The 20,310-nt window shown below is 51.4% G+C and carries 18 protein-coding genes and 1 tRNA gene; 15 read left to right on the top strand and 4 right to left on the bottom strand.

What is annotated here, in order from left to right:
• Window positions 1-338: 338 nt before the first annotated feature.
• Together serA and ABFD83_11975 are read left to right on the top strand one after the other, a co-directional pair.
• Window positions 339-1,919 (top strand): phosphoglycerate dehydrogenase, encoded by a 1,581-nt coding sequence (gene serA, locus ABFD83_11980; protein MEN6357788.1) that lies wholly within the window; start codon window positions 339-341, stop codon window positions 1,917-1,919.
• Between the two features lie 78 nt (window positions 1,920-1,997).
• The gene (locus ABFD83_11975) at window positions 1,998-3,194 is read left to right on the top strand and encodes an MFS transporter (protein ID MEN6357787.1); all 1,197 of its coding nucleotides are present in this window, start codon (window positions 1,998-2,000) and stop codon (window positions 3,192-3,194) included.
• A 76-nt stretch (window positions 3,195-3,270) separates the two neighbouring features.
• On the opposite strand, the gene ABFD83_11970 is transcribed toward ABFD83_11975, so the two are convergent.
• The 3 genes from ABFD83_11970 to ABFD83_11960 form a co-directional block, all read right to left on the bottom strand.
• Window positions 3,271-3,603, bottom strand: coding sequence for a KGG domain-containing protein (locus ABFD83_11970; protein ID MEN6357786.1), 333 nt, complete (start codon window positions 3,601-3,603; stop codon window positions 3,271-3,273).
• Between the two features lie 322 nt (window positions 3,604-3,925).
• Window positions 3,926-7,030, bottom strand: a complete 3,105-nt coding sequence (locus ABFD83_11965) for a glycoside hydrolase family 2 TIM barrel-domain containing protein (protein MEN6357785.1) — start codon at window positions 7,028-7,030, stop codon at window positions 3,926-3,928.
• Between the two features lie 27 nt (window positions 7,031-7,057).
• Window positions 7,058-7,131 (bottom strand) — tRNA-Gln (locus ABFD83_11960).
• A gap of 190 nt (window positions 7,132-7,321) precedes the next feature.
• Between ABFD83_11960 and nusA the strand changes: the two genes are divergently transcribed.
• The 10 genes from nusA to ABFD83_11910 all read left to right on the top strand — a co-directional run bounded on the left by nusA (window position 7,322) and on the right by ABFD83_11910 (window position 16,409).
• Complete coding sequence (gene nusA / locus ABFD83_11955) at window positions 7,322-8,458, top strand: transcription termination factor NusA (protein MEN6357784.1); 1,137 nt, start codon at window positions 7,322-7,324, stop codon at window positions 8,456-8,458.
• On the top strand, window positions 8,459-8,734 hold the full coding sequence (locus ABFD83_11950; protein MEN6357783.1) for a YlxR family protein: 276 nt from the start codon (window positions 8,459-8,461) through the stop codon (window positions 8,732-8,734).
• Window positions 8,735-8,910: 176 nt separating this feature from the next.
• Complete coding sequence (gene infB, locus ABFD83_11945) at window positions 8,911-10,860, top strand: translation initiation factor IF-2 (protein ID MEN6357782.1); 1,950 nt, start codon at window positions 8,911-8,913, stop codon at window positions 10,858-10,860.
• A 178-nt stretch (window positions 10,861-11,038) separates the two neighbouring features.
• A complete protein-coding gene (locus ABFD83_11940) occupies window positions 11,039-11,320 on the top strand; it encodes a DUF503 domain-containing protein (protein MEN6357781.1) in 282 nt (93 codons plus the stop codon).
• A gap of 29 nt (window positions 11,321-11,349) precedes the next feature.
• A complete protein-coding gene (rbfA, locus tag ABFD83_11935) occupies window positions 11,350-11,706 on the top strand; it encodes a 30S ribosome-binding factor RbfA (GenBank protein ID MEN6357780.1) in 357 nt (118 codons plus the stop codon).
• Window positions 11,684-12,655: a bifunctional oligoribonuclease/PAP phosphatase NrnA gene (locus ABFD83_11930; protein ID MEN6357779.1), complete on the top strand. Its 972-nt coding sequence runs from the start codon at window positions 11,684-11,686 to the stop codon at window positions 12,653-12,655. The genes rbfA and ABFD83_11930 overlap by 23 nt, the downstream gene beginning before the upstream one ends.
• Window positions 12,640-13,539, top strand: a complete 900-nt coding sequence (gene truB / locus ABFD83_11925) for a tRNA pseudouridine(55) synthase TruB (protein MEN6357778.1) — start codon at window positions 12,640-12,642, stop codon at window positions 13,537-13,539. Before ABFD83_11930 ends, truB begins: the two co-directional genes overlap by 16 nt.
• A gap of 2 nt (window positions 13,540-13,541) precedes the next feature.
• Window positions 13,542-14,975 (top strand): MFS transporter, encoded by a 1,434-nt coding sequence (locus ABFD83_11920; protein MEN6357777.1) that lies wholly within the window; start codon window positions 13,542-13,544, stop codon window positions 14,973-14,975.
• Window positions 14,972-15,631: an alpha/beta hydrolase gene (locus tag ABFD83_11915; GenBank protein ID MEN6357776.1), complete on the top strand. Its 660-nt coding sequence runs from the start codon at window positions 14,972-14,974 to the stop codon at window positions 15,629-15,631. The genes ABFD83_11920 and ABFD83_11915 overlap by 4 nt, the downstream gene beginning before the upstream one ends.
• Before the next feature lie 184 nt (window positions 15,632-15,815).
• Window positions 15,816-16,409 carry a hypothetical protein gene (locus ABFD83_11910; GenBank protein ID MEN6357775.1) on the top strand — a complete coding sequence of 198 codons (594 nt, stop codon included), beginning with the start codon at window positions 15,816-15,818 and terminating at the stop codon, window positions 16,407-16,409.
• A 132-nt stretch (window positions 16,410-16,541) separates the two neighbouring features.
• Here ABFD83_11910 and folP read toward each other — a convergent pair whose 3' ends face one another.
• Entirely contained in the window at window positions 16,542-17,771 is a 1,230-nt protein-coding gene (gene folP / locus ABFD83_11905; GenBank protein ID MEN6357774.1) for a dihydropteroate synthase, read from the bottom strand.
• A 110-nt stretch (window positions 17,772-17,881) separates the two neighbouring features.
• Between folP and ABFD83_11900 the strand changes: the two genes are divergently transcribed.
• From ABFD83_11900 to groL, 3 genes are all read left to right on the top strand, one after another.
• On the top strand, window positions 17,882-18,004 hold the full coding sequence (locus ABFD83_11900; protein ID MEN6357773.1) for a hypothetical protein: 123 nt from the start codon (window positions 17,882-17,884) through the stop codon (window positions 18,002-18,004).
• A 312-nt stretch (window positions 18,005-18,316) separates the two neighbouring features.
• The gene (groES, locus tag ABFD83_11895) at window positions 18,317-18,610 is read left to right on the top strand and encodes a co-chaperone GroES (GenBank protein ID MEN6357772.1); all 294 of its coding nucleotides are present in this window, start codon (window positions 18,317-18,319) and stop codon (window positions 18,608-18,610) included.
• A gap of 19 nt (window positions 18,611-18,629) precedes the next feature.
• Entirely contained in the window at window positions 18,630-20,282 is a 1,653-nt protein-coding gene (groL, locus tag ABFD83_11890) for a chaperonin GroEL (GenBank protein ID MEN6357771.1), read from the top strand.
• Window positions 20,283-20,310: the final 28 nt, after the last annotated feature.

The raw sequence follows: 20,310 nt of genomic DNA, 5'->3' as shown, positions 1-20,310 counted from the left end.
TCAGGTGGCATCGGCATTTCTTTGAACTGTGGCATGGCAACCTCCTCATATATAGGAGTTCGACATCCAACACATCAATCCATGCCTGATTCTCAATGTTTTAGAAAATAATTTTGAGACAGCCTCTAAATTCCCGAAATACCTCAATAAACCTAATAATGCTTCTGATAGTTAGAGGTATTGCTCCCGCGACCGTTCTTCGCTGGCATTCCTGCCCGCAAAACCTCAGGTTTTTTACATCAGCTCGTCAAGGGGCGAAGGTTTTCTTAAGTTCAATGTCTAAGAGTCTCATTGTTAGAGTTGTGCAGTCGCGCAAACCGCAATGAGGAGGCTTGACTATGCCTAAGGTTCTTGTCAGCGATAAGTTGGCCAAAGAAGGTATTGATATTCTCAAGCAAGTAGCCGATGTGGATGTGAACACCGGCCTGTCGGAAGATGAACTTTGTAAGATTATTGGTGAGTATGACGGCCTTGTAATTCGCAGCGGCACCACCGTTACCGCGAAGATTCTTGAGTCCGCCAAGAAGCTCAAGATTATAGGCCGGGCCGGAGTGGGAGTCGATAATGTCGATGTGCCGGTCGCGACCGAAAAAGGCGTCATAGTGGTAAACAGCCCCGGTGGCAACACGATAGCTGCCGCAGAGCTTACAGTTGCTATGCTCCTTGCGCTTTCCAGAAATATCCCGCAGGCATACTGCTCCATGTCCGGCAAAGAATGGAATCGCAGCAAGTATGTCGGTAATGAAGTCTATAAAAAGACTCTAGGCATTCTGGGCCTTGGTAAGATCGGCCAGGAAGTTGCCAAGCGGTGCCGGTCGTTCGGGATGCAGGTGATCGCATATGACCCGTTCATCAGCGCTGAAGCCGCCGAATCGCTCGGAGCTGAACTCGTCGAACTGAATGATTGCTTAAAGCGCAGCGATTATATCACTCTGCACCTGCCCAAGAATAAAGACACTCTCGGCATGATCGGCACCAAGCAGTTTGAGATGATGAAAGACGGCGTGCGCATAATCAACTGCGCTCGCGGCGGCATTATTGATGACGCCGCGCTTGCCGAAGCATTGAAAAGCGGAAAGTGTTCTGGGGCCGCATTGGATGTATATGTCTCCGAGCCGCCGGACTTCTCCAATGAGCTTTTCTCGATGCCGAATGTGGTGACCACGCCGCACCTTGGCGCATCGACCAAAGAAGCTCAGACAAATGTCGCTATAGATGTGGCCGAGCAGATTGTGGATGTCTTCCAGGGCAGGTCTGCCAGGAGCGCCGTCAACATGCCCGCGCTTTCAGCAGAGGTGCTGGCAGCGGTCGCGCCATTTTTGCCGCTTGCCGAAAAGATGGCGTCTCTCGTCTCCCAGACAGTTGAGGGTAGGCCTTCTCAAATCACTATCAAGTACGGCGGCGAGATTGCCTCTTATGAGGTCGGGCCTGTTACACGGTCTGTGCTGGTAGGTCTCTTGAGGCCTGCTATGGGCGAGGGCGTGAACTCCGTCAATGCGCCTCTTATGGCTAAGACCAGAGGTTTGGACGTGGTAGAGAGCAAGTCACCGGAGGGGGGAGATTATTCGTCACTGCTCACGATCAGCATAAAGACAGACAAGGGCGAATATGATGTTTCAGGCACGCTCTTCGGCGCCAAAGATATGCGTGTAGTGAAGATGGGCGGTTACCCGATGGACCTCATCCCTGAGGGTCATGTGTTGGTTTCCATGCACACGGACAAGCCGGGAGTAATCGGCAATGTTGGTACCGTTCTCGGTAATGAGGGTATAAACATCGCAAGCATGTTTGTCGGGCGCAAGACTGCCGGTCAGACCGCGATCATGGTCCTTAATGTGGACTCTGAGATTCCCGCGTCGGTGCTGGAAAAAATCATGAAAATAGAAGGAATCGAAACTGCAAAGCAGGTAACTCTATAGCATAGACACCGAACAATCGAACTGTAGTAGATAGGCTCGCTCTGAAAGTTGGGGCGAGCCATAGTTTTGAGGTAAGTCGTGTTCCTGCAAAACAGAGTGCCGCCAAAGGTGCGTAATACCTATAATAAAGATGCGTGGGCGGGCATCTTAGGCTCTGTGATGACCGGGCTGACGGTTCCCTTTATCGCGATTATCGCGCGCGAACAGCTCAAAGCCAGCATTTTTGAGATCGGCATAATCACGGCGGTACCCGCAGGAGGCAGCATTCTGTCGCTTTACTGGGCGCACATAATGAAAGGGCGGTCTGCAATGGCATTTGCGGTCTGGCCGGCTGTCATCTGTCGAGCGTTGCTGCTTCTGACATTGTTTGCAGTCAATTCATGGTCGTTCGTCACAATCATAGTATTATTTTGGATCATCACTACGGTTCCTGGCCCTGCCTATTCCGTACTGATGAAAGAGATGTATCCCGACAGCGATCGTGTTCGGATCATGTCTTACGTGCGTGTCTGCATTGTCATTACCTCCATTATTGTCGCTGCCGCCGCAGGGCCTCTGTTAAAGATCGTAAGCTATCGATATGTTTTTGCGATTGCAGGGGTATTTGGAATAGGTTCTGCTCTATGCTTTAACCGGATTCCAAGTGCTGCTGTCGTCGCAGGGTCGTCAGAGAGCTTTATGCATATGATTGCCGAGGCGATACGGGCTCTGCGGAAAGATCACGCGTTCAGGTGGTTTTGCGGAGGAGTGTTTATCTTCGGCGCGGCCAATCTGTTCGCCATACCGATCTACTCCATTTATCAGGTCGATGTGCTCCATGTCGATACGCGGTGGGCGTCTGTGTATTCAGTCGTGGGCCAGATTGTTGCAATGGGGGCTTATTTTTACTGGGGGCCATATGCAGATAGAAAAAGGCCTGCTTTAGTCTCAATTATCAACACAGCCCTGTTTTGCGCCATTCCGATCAATTACTTGTTCGCATCGCATGCGTGGATGCTGATACCGACATGCGTGATCGGTGGGATTGCAAATGCGGGGCTCGAACTGTCATATTTCAACAGCATACTGCACTACGCTCCCAGCGACAAAGTGACGTTGTATCAGGGTATTTTCGCCAGTCTCATGGGGATACGCGGCATCAGCATACCGTTTATAAGTGCAGCGCTTGTGCAGAATGAGCTTCTCTCTATGCAGACAGTATTTATTATAGCGGCATTAGTGACGGCTTTGGGCGCGGTGGCTCAGATATATGGTGTGCGCAGATATGAGACGTGAAAAAGAAGAGCGCAAAATACATATTGGTGCGCTCTTCACAACATCTTCAAAGTCTTTTCCATGGTATTGCGCTGGACTACTTTTTTTTCTGCTGTTTCTGTTCCTGCGCCATTCTCTCTTTCATCCTGGTGCTGCGCATTTCGCCTCCGCGGCGTCCGATTTCGGCATAGAACTCCGACCCGCGTTCCTGCTTGACTGTCTCTCCGCCTTTTTTGCCTATTTCTCGATAGAACTGCGGCCCATATTTCTTTTTGACCGCTTCACCGCCTTTGCGTCCGGCCTGTTTGGCCAGTTCAGGGTTTGCGGCGAACCCGCCGGATTGATCGTGTTCATGTGAACCGCGATGCGCCTCCGCAATTTTCTTTGCGCCGACAGACCCGCGCCGTGGTCCTGGTTTCTCTTCGACCATGAGGACACCCCCTCCCAAAAGGTTGTAACTCGCCATCCCCGATAGGTGTCGAGTGTTGTCGGAATTGTCACAGATACACGAGTATCCGCCTGAGAGATACCCATTTATGCCCGTAAGAAAAACAGAATGTTAGGAATATGGCCTAATGGTGTCGCGGCTGTCAACTGCAGGAACACAATATCCGATTGCTGAGCGAAATATTGCTGGGGAGGAGCAAGTCAGGAAAATCCTAAGCAATGTACGTTTAGTAAATTGCACGATTGCTTGTGGTTTTAGTGGTGCAAAAACTATAGCGTCGTGAAAGCGACTTACCGCGAATTACTTAGCTTGCTTTTAGTTTGATTGAGAATTCGAATTCTTCCGGTTTGAGCAGATACTTTTCCCAAGGACCTGGGCCGCAGCTTGCGGAGCCTATGCCGTTGTGTCGATAGTCGAGGTTAAGTGTTATCTCATTTCGTGGTGCAAGGTCAAATGTATGCCGGGCATTGTCGAGGTCCTCTGTCGTAAAGCGATGCGCGCTGAAATCGAGTGCAGGCGTACCGATCGCTGTCAGAGACGCACCAAGGCTGTTTTTCAGAGTGACCCATTTCACATCCGTGCGGTTACCGTTTTCCTGAGGGAAAATATAGGGCGTGTAGAGATCGTCTACGTTCATTGAGTGCAGACCGATACGTCCGGCCTGTTTTGTGTCTACGTAACATTCGCCCGGCCCTCGGCCAAACCATGACACCTGGTCCATATCGTTTGGAACGGTCATCTGCAGGCCGATCCTCGGCAGAGTCTCCGGCCAGTCACCTGTGGGAATGCCGTGGACATCTATTACGATTTCACCATCGCCATATATAGTGTATATATATTCACACTCAAATGCGCGGTCATATATTGGAGGAGCGATGCGCACTATTGCATGTATCTTGACCGTGTCGGACTTTGGCCTGCTCACCTCGACGGAATCAGTCCGATGCTGGAGCCGGTGCAGGCCTGCATTGCGCCAGGAATCAGCCCATATCTTGTCGTTGTCGATGAGTGCGCGCCGGAAATTGAGTCTCGGCCCGGAATTGAGCAGCTTTTTGCCTTCATGGCGCCAGTCACATATGATCGCATGGACCCTGTCGAATGTGATATCAAAATCGCTTCCCACGATCTTTATGACAGTATCGTCTTCTCGCATAATAAGCGGTTCTGAGATGGTTCGACCATCTGCTTTAGCGCTGACAGGCAGTCTGAACTGTGTCCAAGCCACTTCATGGCCGCGATCTACCCATGTCTCGTCGCATGCCAATGTAAATGAGAGAGTCAGATAGCACTCTGCGGCTTCAGGCATGTTATAGGGTAAAGTGATATCAACAGACTTATGTGCCTCGACGTGTGGAATGTCAGCTTTGCCGCTTTGGACATGTTCGCCGTCTGCTTCGATTGACCAGGTAAGTTCAAGATGGTCCAGAGACCGGAAGTCGTAGAGATTAGTGATCCCGAAGCGGCCCGAGGCAAGGTCGATTGACTCGACTTTAACTGGCTCGATCACTTTCTTGTACTCGATCAGGCCGGGAGAGGGCTTTCTGTTGGGGAAAACAAGCCCATCGCATACGAAGTTGCCGTCATTGGGCTGATCACCGAAATCGCCGCCATATGCAAAATAATCATGGCCATCATCCGTACGCTGCCTGATGCCGTGATCGCACCACTCCCAGATGAACCCGCCCATCAGGCGCGGATAAGCGTAATATGCCTCCCAATATTCCTTCAGCCCGCCGGGTCCGTTGCCCATAGCATGAGCATATTCGCACTGGATGAAAGGCATCGTCTTGCAGTTGCGATGCGCGCCCTTGATCTTGTATTCGCCTTTGCCTAACTTGATCACGTCGTTCAGATGGAGATACATCCGGCTGTAGACATCGGCTACTTCGAGTTTATAGTCGCCTTCATAGTGGATCGGACGGGTCGGATCGAGTTCGCGTGTTTTTGCTGCCATCGCTTTATGGTTGCATCCCAAACCGGCTTCATTTCCCAAGGACCACATTATAATCGACGGATGGTTCTTGTCGCGCTCGATCATGCGGACCATGCGGTCGACACATGCGCTCTCCCAAATCGGATCGTTAGTCGGGTTTCCGCGCCAGTCCGGCTGCAGACCGAAACCATGTGTCTCCAGGTCGCACTCATCTATCAGATAGATGCCGTAGTAGTCGCACAAGTCATACCAGCGCGGGTCGTCAGGGTAGTGCGATGTGCGCACTGCATTGATATTGTGCCTTTTCATCAGCAGGATATCGTCAACCATGGCCTGCAAAGGCACTGCGCGACCAAGGTCTGTATGGAACTCATGGCGGTTCACGCCTTTGATCTTGATCGGGACGCCGTTTACACAGAAGACGTCACCTTTGATCTCTACCTGGCGGAACCCGACTTTGACCGGGATTACTTCGACAACGTTTCCGCTGCCGTCCTTAAGAGTGACCAGCAGAGTATACAGATATGGCGTTTCAGCAGACCATTTCTTTGGCTCAGCGACATTCACTTCTGCACCGATACGAGTGTCCGCGCTCGCCGCAACATTAAAGCTGTTTGTCCAGGCCGCGACTTCCTTGTTTGCATCATCCAACAATACAGCACCCAGTGTCAGGTCATCTGCCGCTTGGTTCGAGTAGTTCTGCACATTGCAACTAAAGCTCAGAATAGCGTCGCGATAGTTTTTATCAAATGTGGTGCGGACAGATATATCACGGATGTGGGTTTTCGGCGCGGCGATGAGATATACGTCGCGAAATATCCCGCTGAGCCACCACATGTCCTGGTCTTCGCAGTAGCTGCCGTCCGACCATTGAAGAACACGAACGGCGATAGTGTTTTTACCTGTGCGGACATATTCAGTAATATCGAACTCGGTAGGAATCCTGCTTCCCTTACTGAAACCGACCTCGACACCGTTCACCCATACATAAAAAGCTGAGTCCACACCCTCGAACCGAAGGAAAATTTGTTTGTCCGACCACTGCTCGGTTATCTCAAAATTGCGCAGATATGAGCCTGTGGGGTTATCGGTCGGGACATGCGGCGGATCGACCGGGAATGGATACATCACATTCGTATAGTGCGGATGACCATATCCCTGCATCTGCCAGTTGCCCGGCACATTGATGGCATCCCATGAAGAGGCGTCAAAGCCCTCAGCGAAGAAATCCTTAGGCGCGGACTGCGGGTTCTGGGAATAATTGAACTTCCAACTACCGTTCAACAGAACAAACCACGGCGATTTTTCTCTCTCGTCGGTGGCTGCGCTGTCCTTATCAGGGTAGGGGAATATATGCGCCCTTGCGGGCAGTCGATTGCGGTGGATCAGCTCAGGGTTTTCCCAGTCGTTCTTCATCATGCGCCCTTTATACAGAAAAAGCGGAAAGCTTGAGCCTCGCGATTCCGGGCTTTCCACTTTCTGCTTTCCACTTTCAATCTATTGTGGTTCCGGGGCCTGGAGTCGAACCAAGACTCACGGCTCCAAAGGCCGTTGTTCTGCCATTGAACTACCCCGGATAACCGAGTTCATTATAATGGCAATTTACCCAGTAGTCAAACCTGATTGCATGCAGTTTCTGGTTTGCATTGGTCTTGCAAAAGGCACTTGCGTCTGATATACTATATTAGAACTGGTTGGCGACGTTGTAAGAGTGGGAGTTGCGCCCACTCTTTTGCGTTTGCCATGGTATCGGGAGAAAAACGGCTAATGAATGCAGATTTCCTGGATGCTCTCCGGCAGATAGAAAGAGAAAAAGAGATACCTCTTGAGGTATTGCTTTCGGCTATAGAATCCGCGCTCGAGACCGCGTATAAGAAGAACTACGCGACTACGGGTGATATACGTGTACGCGTCAGCTCATCCAAGGGAGGCTTCCACGTCTATTGTGAAAAGGACGTGGTTGAGAATGTCGTAAATGAGCATACAGATATAACAATCGAAGAAGCGCGTCAGCATGATTCTGATGTCAAGCTTGGAGATACAATTGAAATAGAAGTTACGCCGGAAAACTTCGGCAGGATAGCTGCTCAGACGGCGAAACAGGTTGTGGTCCAGAGGATCCGTGAAGCCGAACGCGAGAGAGTATACGAAGAGTTCGGCGACAGGGTCGGCGAAGTGCTTACATGCACGGTCAGCCGCCGTGAGCAGAGGAACGTGTTCGTTAACCTCGGCAAAATTGAGGCTCTGCTGCCGCCTGCCGAGCAGGTGCCGTCGGAGCCATACAGGTTCAATGACAGGCTGAAAGTATATGTGCTGGAGGTCAGGCGGACTCCCAAAGGACCTCAGGTCGTGGTTTCGAGGACTCATCCCAGTCTGATCAGACGACTCTTTGAGTTTGAAGTCCCTGAGATCGCCGATGGGATTGTGGAGATAAAATCGGTAGCTCGTGAACCTGGTGCGCGCACCAAGGTTGCCGTCAGCTCTAATGACGAGAAAGTCGATGCGATGGGCGCATGTGTAGGCCACAGGGGTGCGCGTGTGCAGTCCATCGTCAACGAACTATATGGCGAGAAAATCGATATCGTTCGATGGAATGAGAATATAGAGAAATTCATCGGCGAGGCGCTTTCTCCCGCTAAGTCGATCTCGGTGAAGTGTAATGATGAGAGCAAGACTGCTCTGGTCATAATGCCGGACAGCCAGCTTTCGCTTGCCATAGGCAAGTCAGGCCAGAACGTGCGGCTTGCTGCGAGACTCACCGGTTGGCGGATAGATATTCGCAGCGAGTCTCAATTGGCAAAGGCTGCGCTTATGGGTGAGGATCTGGATGAAGAACCGGCAATCGTGGCGGTTCCTGATATTGCTGCGCAGGAGGACGAGCCGGAAGAAGTCACCGAGGACTAGATGAGCGGACAGACGCGGAAGGTTCCGATAAGGACTTGTGTGTCGTGCCGCGAGACTTCCGAAAAGAAGCGGCTTATAAGGATCGTTCGTACCGGCACTGGTGATGTGGTTATCGACCCGAGTGGCAAAATGCCGGGCAGGGGCGCATATTTGTGCAGTGCCAACAAATGCATTCAGTTGGCTATTAAGGCCAATAAACTTGGTAGGGCGCTTAGGTGTGAGATTCCGGAGTGCCTGAACGAGGAACTAAAAAAACTTGTGGAAAATGAGCAATGATGGGAAGTAATGTGATAATGATGGGGATATGGTCTATGATAGCTGAATAACACTGGCATCCGTGTTCTTTGGTCATTCATTCCGCCTGTCGTCCTCTCGACTTCTCCTCTCGTGCCTCTATTGCATATTCTATATTTCAATAACCTAATTTCTAATTCGGTGGAGGTGGACAAAATATGAGCGAGATTAAAGTACATCAGCTCGCAAAGGACCTTGGGATCACAAATAGTGACCTGCTCGCCGTCCTAAAGGATTTGGGCGTGGAGGCCACGAGTGGGTCTACGGTTCTTGACGACTCCACCGCCCAAACTGTCAAAGATATGATATCCCAGGATAAGGGTGTCATAGATCAGGCCAAGACAATCGAAATACCGCAGTCGCTTTCAGTCAGGGAACTGGGTGAGGCGCTTGGAGTTAATACGGCAGATGTCCAGAAGAAGCTTGTCGAGATGGGAATTCTTGCGAGTGTAAACCAGCAGGTCGGCGCGGATGTGGCCAGCAAGGTGGCGGAAAAGTGGGGGTTCTCGGTCAAGATTGTCGCCAAGAAAGAGGCGCGCGAACAGAAACCTGCTAAGCTGGCTCCGCAGCCGAAGTCAAAGCACGCAAGTAAGATGCAGCCCAGACCGCCGGTAATTACCGTTATGGGTCATGTCGACCATGGCAAGACCACTCTGCTCGATGCGATCCGCCGCACAAACGTTACCGAGCAGGAGTTCGGCGGGATCACGCAGCACATCGGCGCATATCAGGTAGATTGGAAGGGCAAGAAGATCACCTTCCTCGATACACCTGGCCATGCGGCGTTTACTGCAATGCGCGCAAGAGGCGCCAGCGTGACCGACATCGCAGTGCTTGTGGTCGCTGCCGATGATGCGGTCATGCCTCAGACTATTGAAGCGATCGACCATGCCAAGGCTGCAGGCGTTCCGATTATTGTAGCGATAAACAAAATTGATAAACCCGAAGCCAATGTCGAGCGCACCATGCAGCAGCTTATGGAGCACGATCTGATGCCGGAAGAATGGGGCGGCGACACTATCATAGTAAAGACCGCGGCCAAGCAGCACAAAGGTATCGATGAACTTCTTGAGATGATACTGCTGGTCGCAGAGATGGCTGATCTGAAGGCTGAGGTCTCAGCGAGCAAGGTGCAGGGAAGTGTAATCGAGGCTCAGGTCGATCCGCACAGAGGACCGGTTGCTACTGTTCTTATCCAGCGGGGAACGCTGAAAATAGGGGCTTCTCTGGTAGCCGGTGAAGCATACGGCAAGATCAAGGCTATGTTCGACGACAAGGGAGAGCGTATAACCAAGGCTACTCCGTCGACTCCGGTTGAAATCCTGGGTCTTTCGACTGCGCCGCAGGCCGGTGATCGACTCGAATCGGCAAAGGATGACAAGGAAGCCAGAGCGATCGCTGAAAAGCGCGTTGCGGAAGCACGTCAGGAGCGTATCTCGGCAACAAGCAAGATCACCCTCGAAGACTTATACAAACATATACAAGAAGGCGTCGTAAAGAAGCTTGGTGTAGTCCTGAAGGCCGATGTCCAGGGTTCTGAGGAAGCAGTCAGACAGTCTCTTCTCAAGATCGAGCACGAAGAGGTCCGTGTGGAGATAATTCACTCCAGCGTCGGAAACATCAACGAGTCGGATATTCTGCTGGCGACCGCATCCAACGCAATCGTGATTGGCTTCAATGTAAAAGTGGCTCCAGATGCCGCAAGGATGGCTGAAGCCGAGCATGTGGAGATCAGGACATACAACGTTATCTATGAACTCACAAAAGATGTCAGAGGCGCGATGGCAGGCCTGCTTGAACCGGTATTTGAAGAAATCAAGCTGGGTGAGGCAGAGGTCAGAGCTACATTCAGAGTGCCCAATCAGGGCCTGGTTGCCGGTTGTTATGTCACCGATGGCCGTGTAGTCCGAAACGAGAGCGTCAGGGTTCGCAGAGACAATGAAGTGATCTATGAAGGCAAACTTGACTCACTGCGCCACGTCAAAGACGAAGTAAAAGAGATGGCTCAGGGTTATGAGTGCGGCATTAGAACTACCGGTTTCAACGACTACCAGGTCGGCGATATCATAGAGGCATTCACCAAGAAACAGATCGCGCGCGCGATTTAATAATTAGTATTTTATTTTCGATATTTCGATGGTCAGGGATTCCCCAAGATTCGGGATTCGCGATGCTCGATGGTCCGGGATTTGAATCCCGGACCGATGTATCGGGGATTTTATCCCCCTAAATAGAAGCTAGATAGATGTCCGGTGTCCAGCCGGGCATTTTGATTTGGTGATTGATATGGTTATCGGGATACTCTCTGTTGATCTGTCCGTGCCCGGCAGCGATACGCTAAAGGACAAAAGGCAAGTCATTAAGAGCCTTCTGGATACGATCCGCAACAAATTCAACGTTTCGGCTGCTGAAGTCGGTCATCTCGACTCGCACAGACGCGCGGAACTTGCTTTCGCATGCGTGAGCAATGAACAGTCGCTTGTCAATAGCATGCTCAATAAGATCATGGAGTTGATAGAATCGAACCCGCTTTGTGAAGTGGTCGAGTCCGATATGCAGTTCGTATAAAATCCGGTCTCGAAAGGAGGCCATAAATAGTGAGTACACGACAGGAAAAAATACAGGGACTTCTCAAGGAAGAAGTCAGTGAGATACTGCACCGCGAGTTCAAAGACCCCCGGCTGGGTTTTGTGACAGTGACCGATGCCGAGATTACATCGGATCTGCGGCACGCGCGCGTGTTCGTAAGCGTATTAGGAACTGATGAAGAACGCAGCGCGAATTTGGCAATATTAAAAAGGGCCGAGCACTTTGTGCGGCAGGCCTTGGGTAAACGAATCCACATGAAAACTCTGCCCGAGATTGAGTTTAAGCTCGACACCTCTGCAGATAAGGGCATAAGGATTTTCGAGCTGCTGGAAGAAATCAAGCATGATGACGAAGAACACTCTTAAAGACGCCTGGAGACGCCTTGCAAAGGGCAAATCGTTTGTCCTGGCGTGTCACCAGCGTCCCGACGGCGATACGCTCGGCAGCGCGCTGGCTCTGGCGCATATACTGCGCCGGATGGATAAAGATGTAGTCGTCCTTGCAGAAGACGGCGTGCCGGACAACTACACATTCATTCCCGAGTCGGATACGATCCTTACGCAGACCGACAGGCGGGACTTTGATATAGGTGTGCTCATCGACAGCGAGGGCCTCAAGCGCATCGGGACCGCAAGCGAGGCTGTCTCAAGCGCAAAAGAGACTGCATGCATTGATCATCATGTTCCAAACGGCGGGTTCGGCGATATCCGCGTGGCGGATAGGACTCTCAGCTCGACCGCTGAAGTGATGGCTGAGTTCTTTGATGCAAATGAAGTCGAGGTCGACCAGATTGCCGCGACTCAGCTCCTCACCGGCCTTATTGCAGATACGGGAGCTTTCAGGTTCGCCAACACTACCGCCAGGACGTTTGAGATCGCAGCGCATCTGCAATCACTAGGCGCGCAGCCGTCCGTCATTGCGCGTGAAGTGTATGAAAGCAGGCCGCTTCGCTCAGCAAGGCTCCTTGGCAGGGCGCTGACCTCACTTGAAACTGACGAGTCCGGGCGCGTGGTTTGGGCTTCAATAACTCAGAAAGACCTCGATGATCTTGGCGCAACCGACGCCGATACGGATTCCATAGTGAATCAAGTCGCTGCAGTAAAGGGGCCGAAAGTCGCAATACTCTTTCGCGAAACAAAACCCGATTCTATCAGGATCAGCCTCAGGTCGCGGGACGGCGTGGACGTAAACCAGATTGCAAAGGTCTTCGACGGCGGCGGGCATGTCGCTGCCGCGGGCTGCCATTACGACGGCTCACTGGAGGATGCCAGGAAAGCGATCGTGGCTGAGGTCTTGAGATGGATGGAGTCGTAAACGTCCGCAAGGGCAGCGGTCCGACCTCGCACGATGTAGTTTATGACATCCGACGTATTTTCGGCCAGAAAAGGGTAGGGCACGCCGGCACACTCGACCCCATGGCGACAGGTGTGCTTGTAGTATGCCTCGGCAGGGCCACTCGCATCGTCGAATACCTCATGGGAACCCCCAAAGAATACATAGCCAGGATGGTTTTGGGGCAATCCACAGACTCAGAAGACTCCACAGGCGGCATAACTTCGGAGACTGACGCATCTTTTGTGACTCGTGAAGTTCTAGAAACTGCTGTCAAGTCATTTGTCGGAGAGATCATCCAGGTTCCGCCGATGGTCTCTGCTGTTAAACATGAAGGTCAAAGGTTATACAAACTTGCACGCCAAGGTAAGAGCGTCGAGCGTGAGGGACGTAAAATAACTATTTACTCACTTGATCTTCTAGACTTCGCCCCTGGAAACCAGGCCCAGGCTCAGATACGTGTGGAGTGTTCCAGCGGGACATATATCCGCACGCTCTGCTCGGATATAGGCGATAGACTCGGATGCGGCGCGCATATGTCCGCTCTTGAGAGAACCAGGGTCGGCAGCTTTACTATTGAGAAATCACTTACAATTGATCAACTTTATACAGCTAAAGACGAAGGACACTTGGGCAGCTTTGTCTCGGATATAAACACGGCTCTTGAGGGTATGCCGTCCATCGTGGTGTCTGAGCAGGGCGCTGATGATATTCAGCATGGCAGAATGGTTGCTGTTGGCAGCGAGTATAAGACCGGTATAACTGTTCGCGCTCTTTCAGATGATGGCAATTTGATTGCGGTTTGCGAAGTAGCTGATTTAGATGGGAGCCGGATTCTCAAGCCCAGGAAAGTGTTAAGCGTGTAATAGTGTCTGTTACTAAAAAGAATACCTGCTCGCCAGCGAACCGGTGGCAAATCCTGGCTGCGATGCTGGTCATACTCATAATGACCCCTCTCGACGGCACTTCCGTAAATGTTGTTCTCCCGATTATTCAGAGAGAATTTCATCTTGCATTATCTCAGATAGCGTGGGTCTCGCTTATCTATCTCCTCTTCTTGACCAGTTTCATACTCCCGTTCGGGCGTGTTGGTGACATCTGGGGCTTTCGCAGGGTTTTTCTTGCAGGTGCTCTGATATTTGTTTTGTCGTCGCTCATGTGCGGATTGGCGCCAGTCTTTCATCTGCTCATTATTGCACGTGTGGTTCAAGGGATAGGCGCATGCATGCTCATGTCTGTCAGCTCCGGCTTGACCACGGCAATTTTTCCCGCCAATGAACGGGGGCGAGCGCTTGGAGTTGTGGGAATGGTTATCGCGGTTGGGGCTATCATTGGTCCATCATTCGGCGGTTTCCTTACCAGTATTGGCGGATGGCGACTGATATTTTTCATAAACATTCCAATAGGGGCTGTCGGGCTGTTCCTGTGCAATAGAATGTTACCGGAGATCCGGCCAGACCGGACGGGCTCAATCGACTGGACCGGAGCGTTTATGCTTGTTGTGTCTCTCGGCAGCTTTATGCTTGCAGTCACGCAGGGCGAGTACTGGGGCTGGAAGTCGCCTGCCGTATTGGGGCTGACAGCGGTCTGGCTTATGTTTGGAACCATGTTCCTTGTGATGGAATCGAGATCACACTCGCCCATACTTGATCTGAGCCTCTTTCATCACCCGGTATTTACCGGCGCGAACATCGCTCTCACAATGAATTTCATGAGCCAATTCTGCATGAGCTTTCTGGTCCCAAAGTATCTTATTGATGTAATGCATATGCCAATAGGCCGGACGGGATTGGTGATGATGGCGACTCCTATCGCAATTTTTGTCCTTGCCCCATTTAGCGGCGCGCTGTCAGATAAAATAGGCACGCGTCCTCTTGCAGTAGCAGGAGAGTTGTTGGTTACGTTGGGACTGGCAAGCCTGGCGTTCACTGTGCCTTATAAAAACCTGGCTTATGTGGTTTCATCACTTGCCGTGCTGGGAGTGGGCGCGGGACTTTTTCAGTCACCGAACAACAGTGCGATCATGGGCAGTGTCCCGCGTGACCGTCTGGGGACTGGGAGCGCCGTGTTGGCCGCCATGCGCAACCTTGGTATGGCTCTGGGCATAACCGCCGCCAGCGTTTCGGCGACACTCGGAATGGGCCATTTTATACGCACCCATGCAGGGATGACGGCTCAGTCATTGCTCTATGGTATTCAATTTTCGTTCTTTACAGGGACGGTATTTGCGTTTATGGGTGTTCTGGCAAGTGCAGTCCGGCCCGATACAAAGACACATCAGACCTTGAGAGAAAACGGATGAACATAGAAAGAATACACATACCTGCAGCGGATGGAGCATATATCCCAGCTGTTTTTATTGCACCCGAGTATCAATCGGGAAGCGTTGTGCTTGTGCATGGATATGGCGGGTGCAAGGAAGAAATACTGGGCATTGCCTGGAGGATTGCCGAGATTGGCCTTAGAACCTGTGCAATTGACCTGAGCGGGCATGGCGAGAACCTCAACACGTTCGGTGACAGGATTCTTGACGACATAGAAGCTGCGATAGCGTACTGCCGGACATTTGGAAAAGTTGCGGCTGTGGGTCATTCACTTGGCGGCAGGCTGGCGCTCATAAGCTCAGCGGATTATGCCATAGGTATCTCACCCGCTGCATGTGATTCGTTTAGAGATCAGACTTATAAAGTGCTCAAAGCTACACGCAGTTATCGTGTAATGAATGGTTCTATGAGCATGCTCAGGTGCGTTCTGAAGGATATCCCTGCATGGCAACCGGACAATGACAAAAAGAGTCTGGTGTTGTTCGGGTCAAGGGATCTGCCTGAAATTTCTGCATTCTGCCGGTCTCTGGATTCGCCTAAAATAGAGATAGAAAATGCCCTCCACAGCGATATATTTACTATGGAGTCTACGTTCTGCGCTGTGGCGGAGCAGTTGAATGATTGGTTTTACTGAGACTAAAAATGATACTTAAGCCTGTAATAGTGATCGAATGGGTTATAGGACATAATGCTAGTCGGGATGTTCATTTGATACCGCGAAAAAGTCATCGCATTGATATTACCTGTGTATTGTGTAAGCAAATCAGCCAAGCTCATGATATAATGTGATAGCTGGCCAACAGAAAACGGAGGACGCTATGAGTTGGCAGTGTTCGTCTTGTGGATATCCGCACAACCCAGATAACCTCGAAAAGTGTTACAAATGCGGAACGGCAAAAAGTGGAATCGATGCACAAATTGAAGATAAGCCCGATCAGCCTGAAGAGGACAACACCGAAGCTGAAAAGCAAGATAGCCCTCCCGCGCCGGTGCAGCAGAAAACCGATAACACGGGTTGTTGCTGCGCCTTCCTTGTGCTGATTGTGCTCTTTTCAATCTTTGTGGTTAGAGGGTGCGAGTCTCTCTGTGAGTCTACGCCCGAAGACAAGGAAGAGGACGTAGAACACCATGCATACATAGCCTCTCAAAACTATGTTGAAAAGTTCTTGAAATGTCCTTCTACTGCAAAATATCCTCTTTGGTTAGATGCAAGCATAACCCGTAGCGGTTCTAGGTTTTACATTTCTTCCTACGTCGATTCTCAAAACTCATTCGGCGCTATGGTACGCAGCCAGTATTATGCCGAGATGGAAAAAAGCGGGTCGGGTGAGTGGAATTTTGATTGCAATAAACTCACTATAGATGGGATTAATTGTATAGGCGGAGATGCTTCCGGGTCTGACTCTCAGTAACACATGCGGTAGCCTGCCGGAACGTGCAAAACCTGGGCTATTTGAGCCATAGCAAGAGTTAGAAAGACAGATCGTGTTCTCCCCTGAGTTATGGTTTAATAAAGCAACATCCGTCAAATCATCTAGTCTAGGTCACTTCCTCACTATCGCATCAGACATCCTCGCCACCCGAGCCATCTCCCTGACATCGTGCACCCTCACAATATCCGCACCATTGGCAATAGAGATAGCGACAGTTGCTGCAGTGCCTTCGACGCGGTCAGTAGGCGGTAGGTCTCCCAGCACTTTACCGATTGTAGACTTGCGTGATGTGCCTATCAATATCGGCCTGCCTATGGATTTCAGCTCGCGGAGCCTGCGCATAAGTTCGAGATTATGTTCAACACTTTTGCCGAAACCTATCCCTGGGTCGATTATGATCAGTTGCTCATCTACTCCTGCCTCGGTCAGCGCTTTTACTCTATCTCGCAGAAAGCCGCTGATCTCGCCCAGCAGATCATCATATTGCGGATTTATCTGCATGTTCTTGGGCGAACCTTTGATGTGCTGGATAACAACTGCGCATTTCTTTTCGGAAAGCAGCAAAGGCATATTGGAGTCAAACGTACCGGCGCTGATGTCGTTGACTATCAACGCTCCTGCATCAAGCGCAGCCCCGGCTGTTTCGGACTTGTATGTGTCTATCGAAATTGGAACGTTTATCCTGCAGGCCAGTTTGCTGATCACCGGTGCAACGCGTCTGATCTCCTCATCAGCAGGCACTATATCCGATCCGGGGCGGGTGGACTCTCCGCCGATGTCGATAATATCCGCGCCGTCCTCGACCATCTTCACTGCAGCATCTACTGCGGTCTCTACGTCTGTAAACCGTCCACCGTCCGAAAACGAATCGGGGGTAACATTGAGTATCCCCATAACCAGCGTTTGAGAGCCGATCTTGGCGAACATGTCAGCGAGTTTCGCGTCCAATGCGAGTGCAGATGTGGGGACTATCGGCAGAGAGTCGAAATGCCTTATAGCAGACTCTATCTCGGCGGCAAGTTCTTTGCACCCGAACCCCTGTTCCAGAAGTGAGCGCAGCACATATTGAAACTGTTTGCGCGTGCCCATCAGGACCATGTCGGTATTAGTGACTTTTGCTACGATGACATCTTTGTTGACGGCGGCATCTCCTCCAGCGGATAGAAACGCTTCCTTGAGGATATGCGCGATAGGGCATCGCACATTCTCAAGTTTTACCAGATAGTGCTGCGCTTTGGGCAGCATATGTCGAATACCGGCTTCCTCTGCTCCTACCAGTCTGATCTCCCGGCCGATTTCTGCGTCATTTGCCGGGCATAGAACTCGCGCGTTATGAGCCATTGTCACCACCTCAAAATACCATTCGGCATATTGAAGCAGCATTCCTGCTATTTGTGCCTGCGCCCATGGCACGCGCTTTGCATAATATAAGATAGGTTGGAGGAAAAGATATGATAAAAGTGAGGATTAGAGTTAACCGTGCCAAGAAGAGCGGCAATCCTGGAATACCGACTGCATGGACCCAAATGGCAAAGACTCTCTCATCCGTTTGGGATACGGGCAATTACGAGTGATTATCACCACACAGCCAAAACGAACTGAGCTTGAAATTCAGACTTCTGAGCATGAAGAGTTCGTGTTGGCTGTTTTTTTATCTGTAATTCCTTCCTCTCGCAATGATGCTCCGAAGCGGCTGCACGGGGCTTCGTGAGTTTTACATTCAATTTAGCCCCGATCTATAACTTCTTTTCAAATCCGCTATTGACGACTGCCATCAAAGCTAGTAAAATGCATAGTTGGCACTCGGGAGCACTGAGTGCTAAATACATGAGCAAATAATCAATCTAAAATACTCAATACTAAATCATTGGAAGGGGTATGTGTAAATGCTTAAGCCTTTAGGGGACAGGATTATTGCAAAGGCTCTTGCCGCTGAGACTGTGACGGCGGGCGGAATCGTGCTGCCGGACAGCGCGAAAGAGAAGCCGCAGGAAGCTGAAGTTATCGCGGTGGGACCGGGAACTCAGCTCGAATCGGGCAAGATTGCGCCGATGGATGTAAAGGTCGGCGAAAAGATCATCTATGGCAAATATGCCGGGACAGAGGTCAAGGTAGGCGGCGAGGAGTACGTCATTCTCCGACAGGAAGATGTGCTGGCTATTATGGAAGGCAAGAAATAATCAGGGGGGGAGTGAGTATATGGCAGCAAAAGAACTCAAATTCAGTGAAGAAGCAAGACGCGCCATGGAGCGCGGTATTAATGCGCTTGCGGACGCCGTGGGCGGCACGCTCGGTCCTCGAGGCCGGTATGCAATGATCGAAAAGAAGTTCGGTAGTCCCAGTATTATTAATGATGGTGTCACCATCGCAAAAGAGATCGAAGTAGAAAACAGGTTCGAGAACGTGGGCGCGCAGCTCGTTCGAGAGGTCGCATCCAAGACAAATGATGTGGCCGGTGACGGAACCACTACTGCGACAGTTCTCGCTCAGTCTATAGCCCACGAAGGGTTTATGAACGTCGCGGCGGGCGCAAACCCGATGGCGCTCAAGCGTGGTATCGAGAAGGCCGTGGCGGTCGCGGTCGATGAGATCAAAAAGATCAGTATTCCGGTTGAGGATAAATCTGCGATCACACAGGTTGCAAGCATTTCAGCCAATGACGCTACTATCGGTGAGATAGTTGCTGACGCGATGGAGAAGGTCGGCAAGGACGGCGTAATCACGGTCGAGGAGTCCAAGAGCACAGATACGGTGCTTGAGTGGGTCGAGGGAATGCAGTTCGACAAGGGCTACATCTCGCCGTATATGGTCACTGATGCAGAGCGCATGGAGGCCGTCTACGAAGAGCCGATGATCCTGCTCTACGAGAAGAAGATATCAGCCATTGCTGATATCGTTCCGATCCTTGAAAAAGTGGTACAGATGGGCAAGCCGCTCGTGATCATTGCTGAGGACCTTGAGGGAGAAGCGCTGGCGACTCTGGTAGTCAACAAGCTCAGAGGCACGCTTAATGTAGCTGCGGTAAAAGCTCCGGGCTTTGGCGACAGGCGCAAGGCTATGATGGGCGATATCGCGATCCTCACCGGGGGTACTTTCATCACTGAGGACCTTGGAATTAAGCTCGAAAACGTCGATCTCTCTATGCTTGGGCAGGCTGCAAAGGTCCATATCACTAAAGATAAGACGACTATCGTTGAGGGCAAGGGCAGCCATGACGCAGTCAAGGGCCGGATCGCGCAAATTAAGGCTGAGATCGAGAAGACAGACTCCAACTATGACCGTGAGAAGCTCCAGGAGAGGCTTGCTAAGCTCTCAGGCGGTGTTGCGGTGGTGAGAGTCGGCGCTGCGACCGAGACTGAGCTGAAAGAGAAGAAAGCTCGTATCGAGGATGCGCTATCAGCGACTCGCGCGGCAGTCGAAGAGGGAATTGTCCCCGGCGGCGGCACCACACTGATTAATCTTATCCCTGCGCTTGATAAGCTCAAGGTCGAGGGCGATGAGGCTGTCGGCGTGAAGATCATCCGCAAGGCACTTGAAGAGCCGACAAGGCGCATTGCAGCCAATGCAGGCGCTGAGGGTTCGGTTATTGTTCAGAAGATAAAGGCCGCGAAGCCCGGAGTCGGCTACAATGCAGTGACAGGCGAGTATGAGGACATGATCAAGGCCGGAATCGTTGACCCTGCGAAGGTCACTCGGACAGCCATTGAGAACGCTTCCAGCATAGCCTCGCTGCTACTGACTACCGAGGCCGTGATCACCGAGAAGCCCGAACCCAAGGGCGCTGCTCCCGCAATGCCGGGCGGCGGCGGTATGCCGGGAATGGGCGGCATGCCCGGAATGGGAATGATGTAAAGCACGCACTAAATCAGATGTGTGTTAT

The sequence above is a fragment of the Armatimonadota bacterium genome (assembly GCA_039679645.1).
Lineage (GTDB): Bacteria > Armatimonadota > UBA5829 > UBA5829 > UBA5829 > UBA5829.
The sequence above is the reverse complement of the archived record's forward strand: the minus strand, read 5'-3'. Positions and strand labels throughout refer to the sequence as shown.

Bases quoted from the DNA above. Each gene is read 5' to 3' on its own strand.
- serA (MEN6357788.1), top strand. From the start codon at position 339: ATGCCTAAGGTTCTTGTCAGCGATAAGTTGGCCAAAGAAGGTATTGAT.
- ABFD83_11970 (MEN6357786.1), bottom strand. From the start codon at position 3,603: ATGGTCGAAGAGAAACCAGGACCACGGCGCGGGTCTGTCGGCGCAAAG.
- nusA (MEN6357784.1), top strand. From the start codon at position 7,322: ATGAATGCAGATTTCCTGGATGCTCTCCGGCAGATAGAAAGAGAAAAA.
- ABFD83_11950 (MEN6357783.1), top strand. From the start codon at position 8,459: ATGAGCGGACAGACGCGGAAGGTTCCGATAAGGACTTGTGTGTCGTGC.
- infB (MEN6357782.1), top strand. From the start codon at position 8,911: ATGAGCGAGATTAAAGTACATCAGCTCGCAAAGGACCTTGGGATCACA.
- ABFD83_11940 (MEN6357781.1), top strand. From the start codon at position 11,039: ATGGTTATCGGGATACTCTCTGTTGATCTGTCCGTGCCCGGCAGCGAT.
- ABFD83_11930 (MEN6357779.1), top strand. From the start codon at position 11,684: ATGATGACGAAGAACACTCTTAAAGACGCCTGGAGACGCCTTGCAAAG.
- truB (MEN6357778.1), top strand. From the start codon at position 12,640: ATGGATGGAGTCGTAAACGTCCGCAAGGGCAGCGGTCCGACCTCGCAC.
- ABFD83_11915 (MEN6357776.1), top strand. From the start codon at position 14,972: ATGAACATAGAAAGAATACACATACCTGCAGCGGATGGAGCATATATC.
- ABFD83_11910 (MEN6357775.1), top strand. From the start codon at position 15,816: ATGAGTTGGCAGTGTTCGTCTTGTGGATATCCGCACAACCCAGATAAC.
- folP (MEN6357774.1), bottom strand. From the start codon at position 17,771: ATGGCTCATAACGCGCGAGTTCTATGCCCGGCAAATGACGCAGAAATC.
- ABFD83_11900 (MEN6357773.1), top strand. From the start codon at position 17,882: ATGATAAAAGTGAGGATTAGAGTTAACCGTGCCAAGAAGAGCGGCAAT.
- groES (MEN6357772.1), top strand. From the start codon at position 18,317: ATGCTTAAGCCTTTAGGGGACAGGATTATTGCAAAGGCTCTTGCCGCT.
- groL (MEN6357771.1), top strand. From the start codon at position 18,630: ATGGCAGCAAAAGAACTCAAATTCAGTGAAGAAGCAAGACGCGCCATG.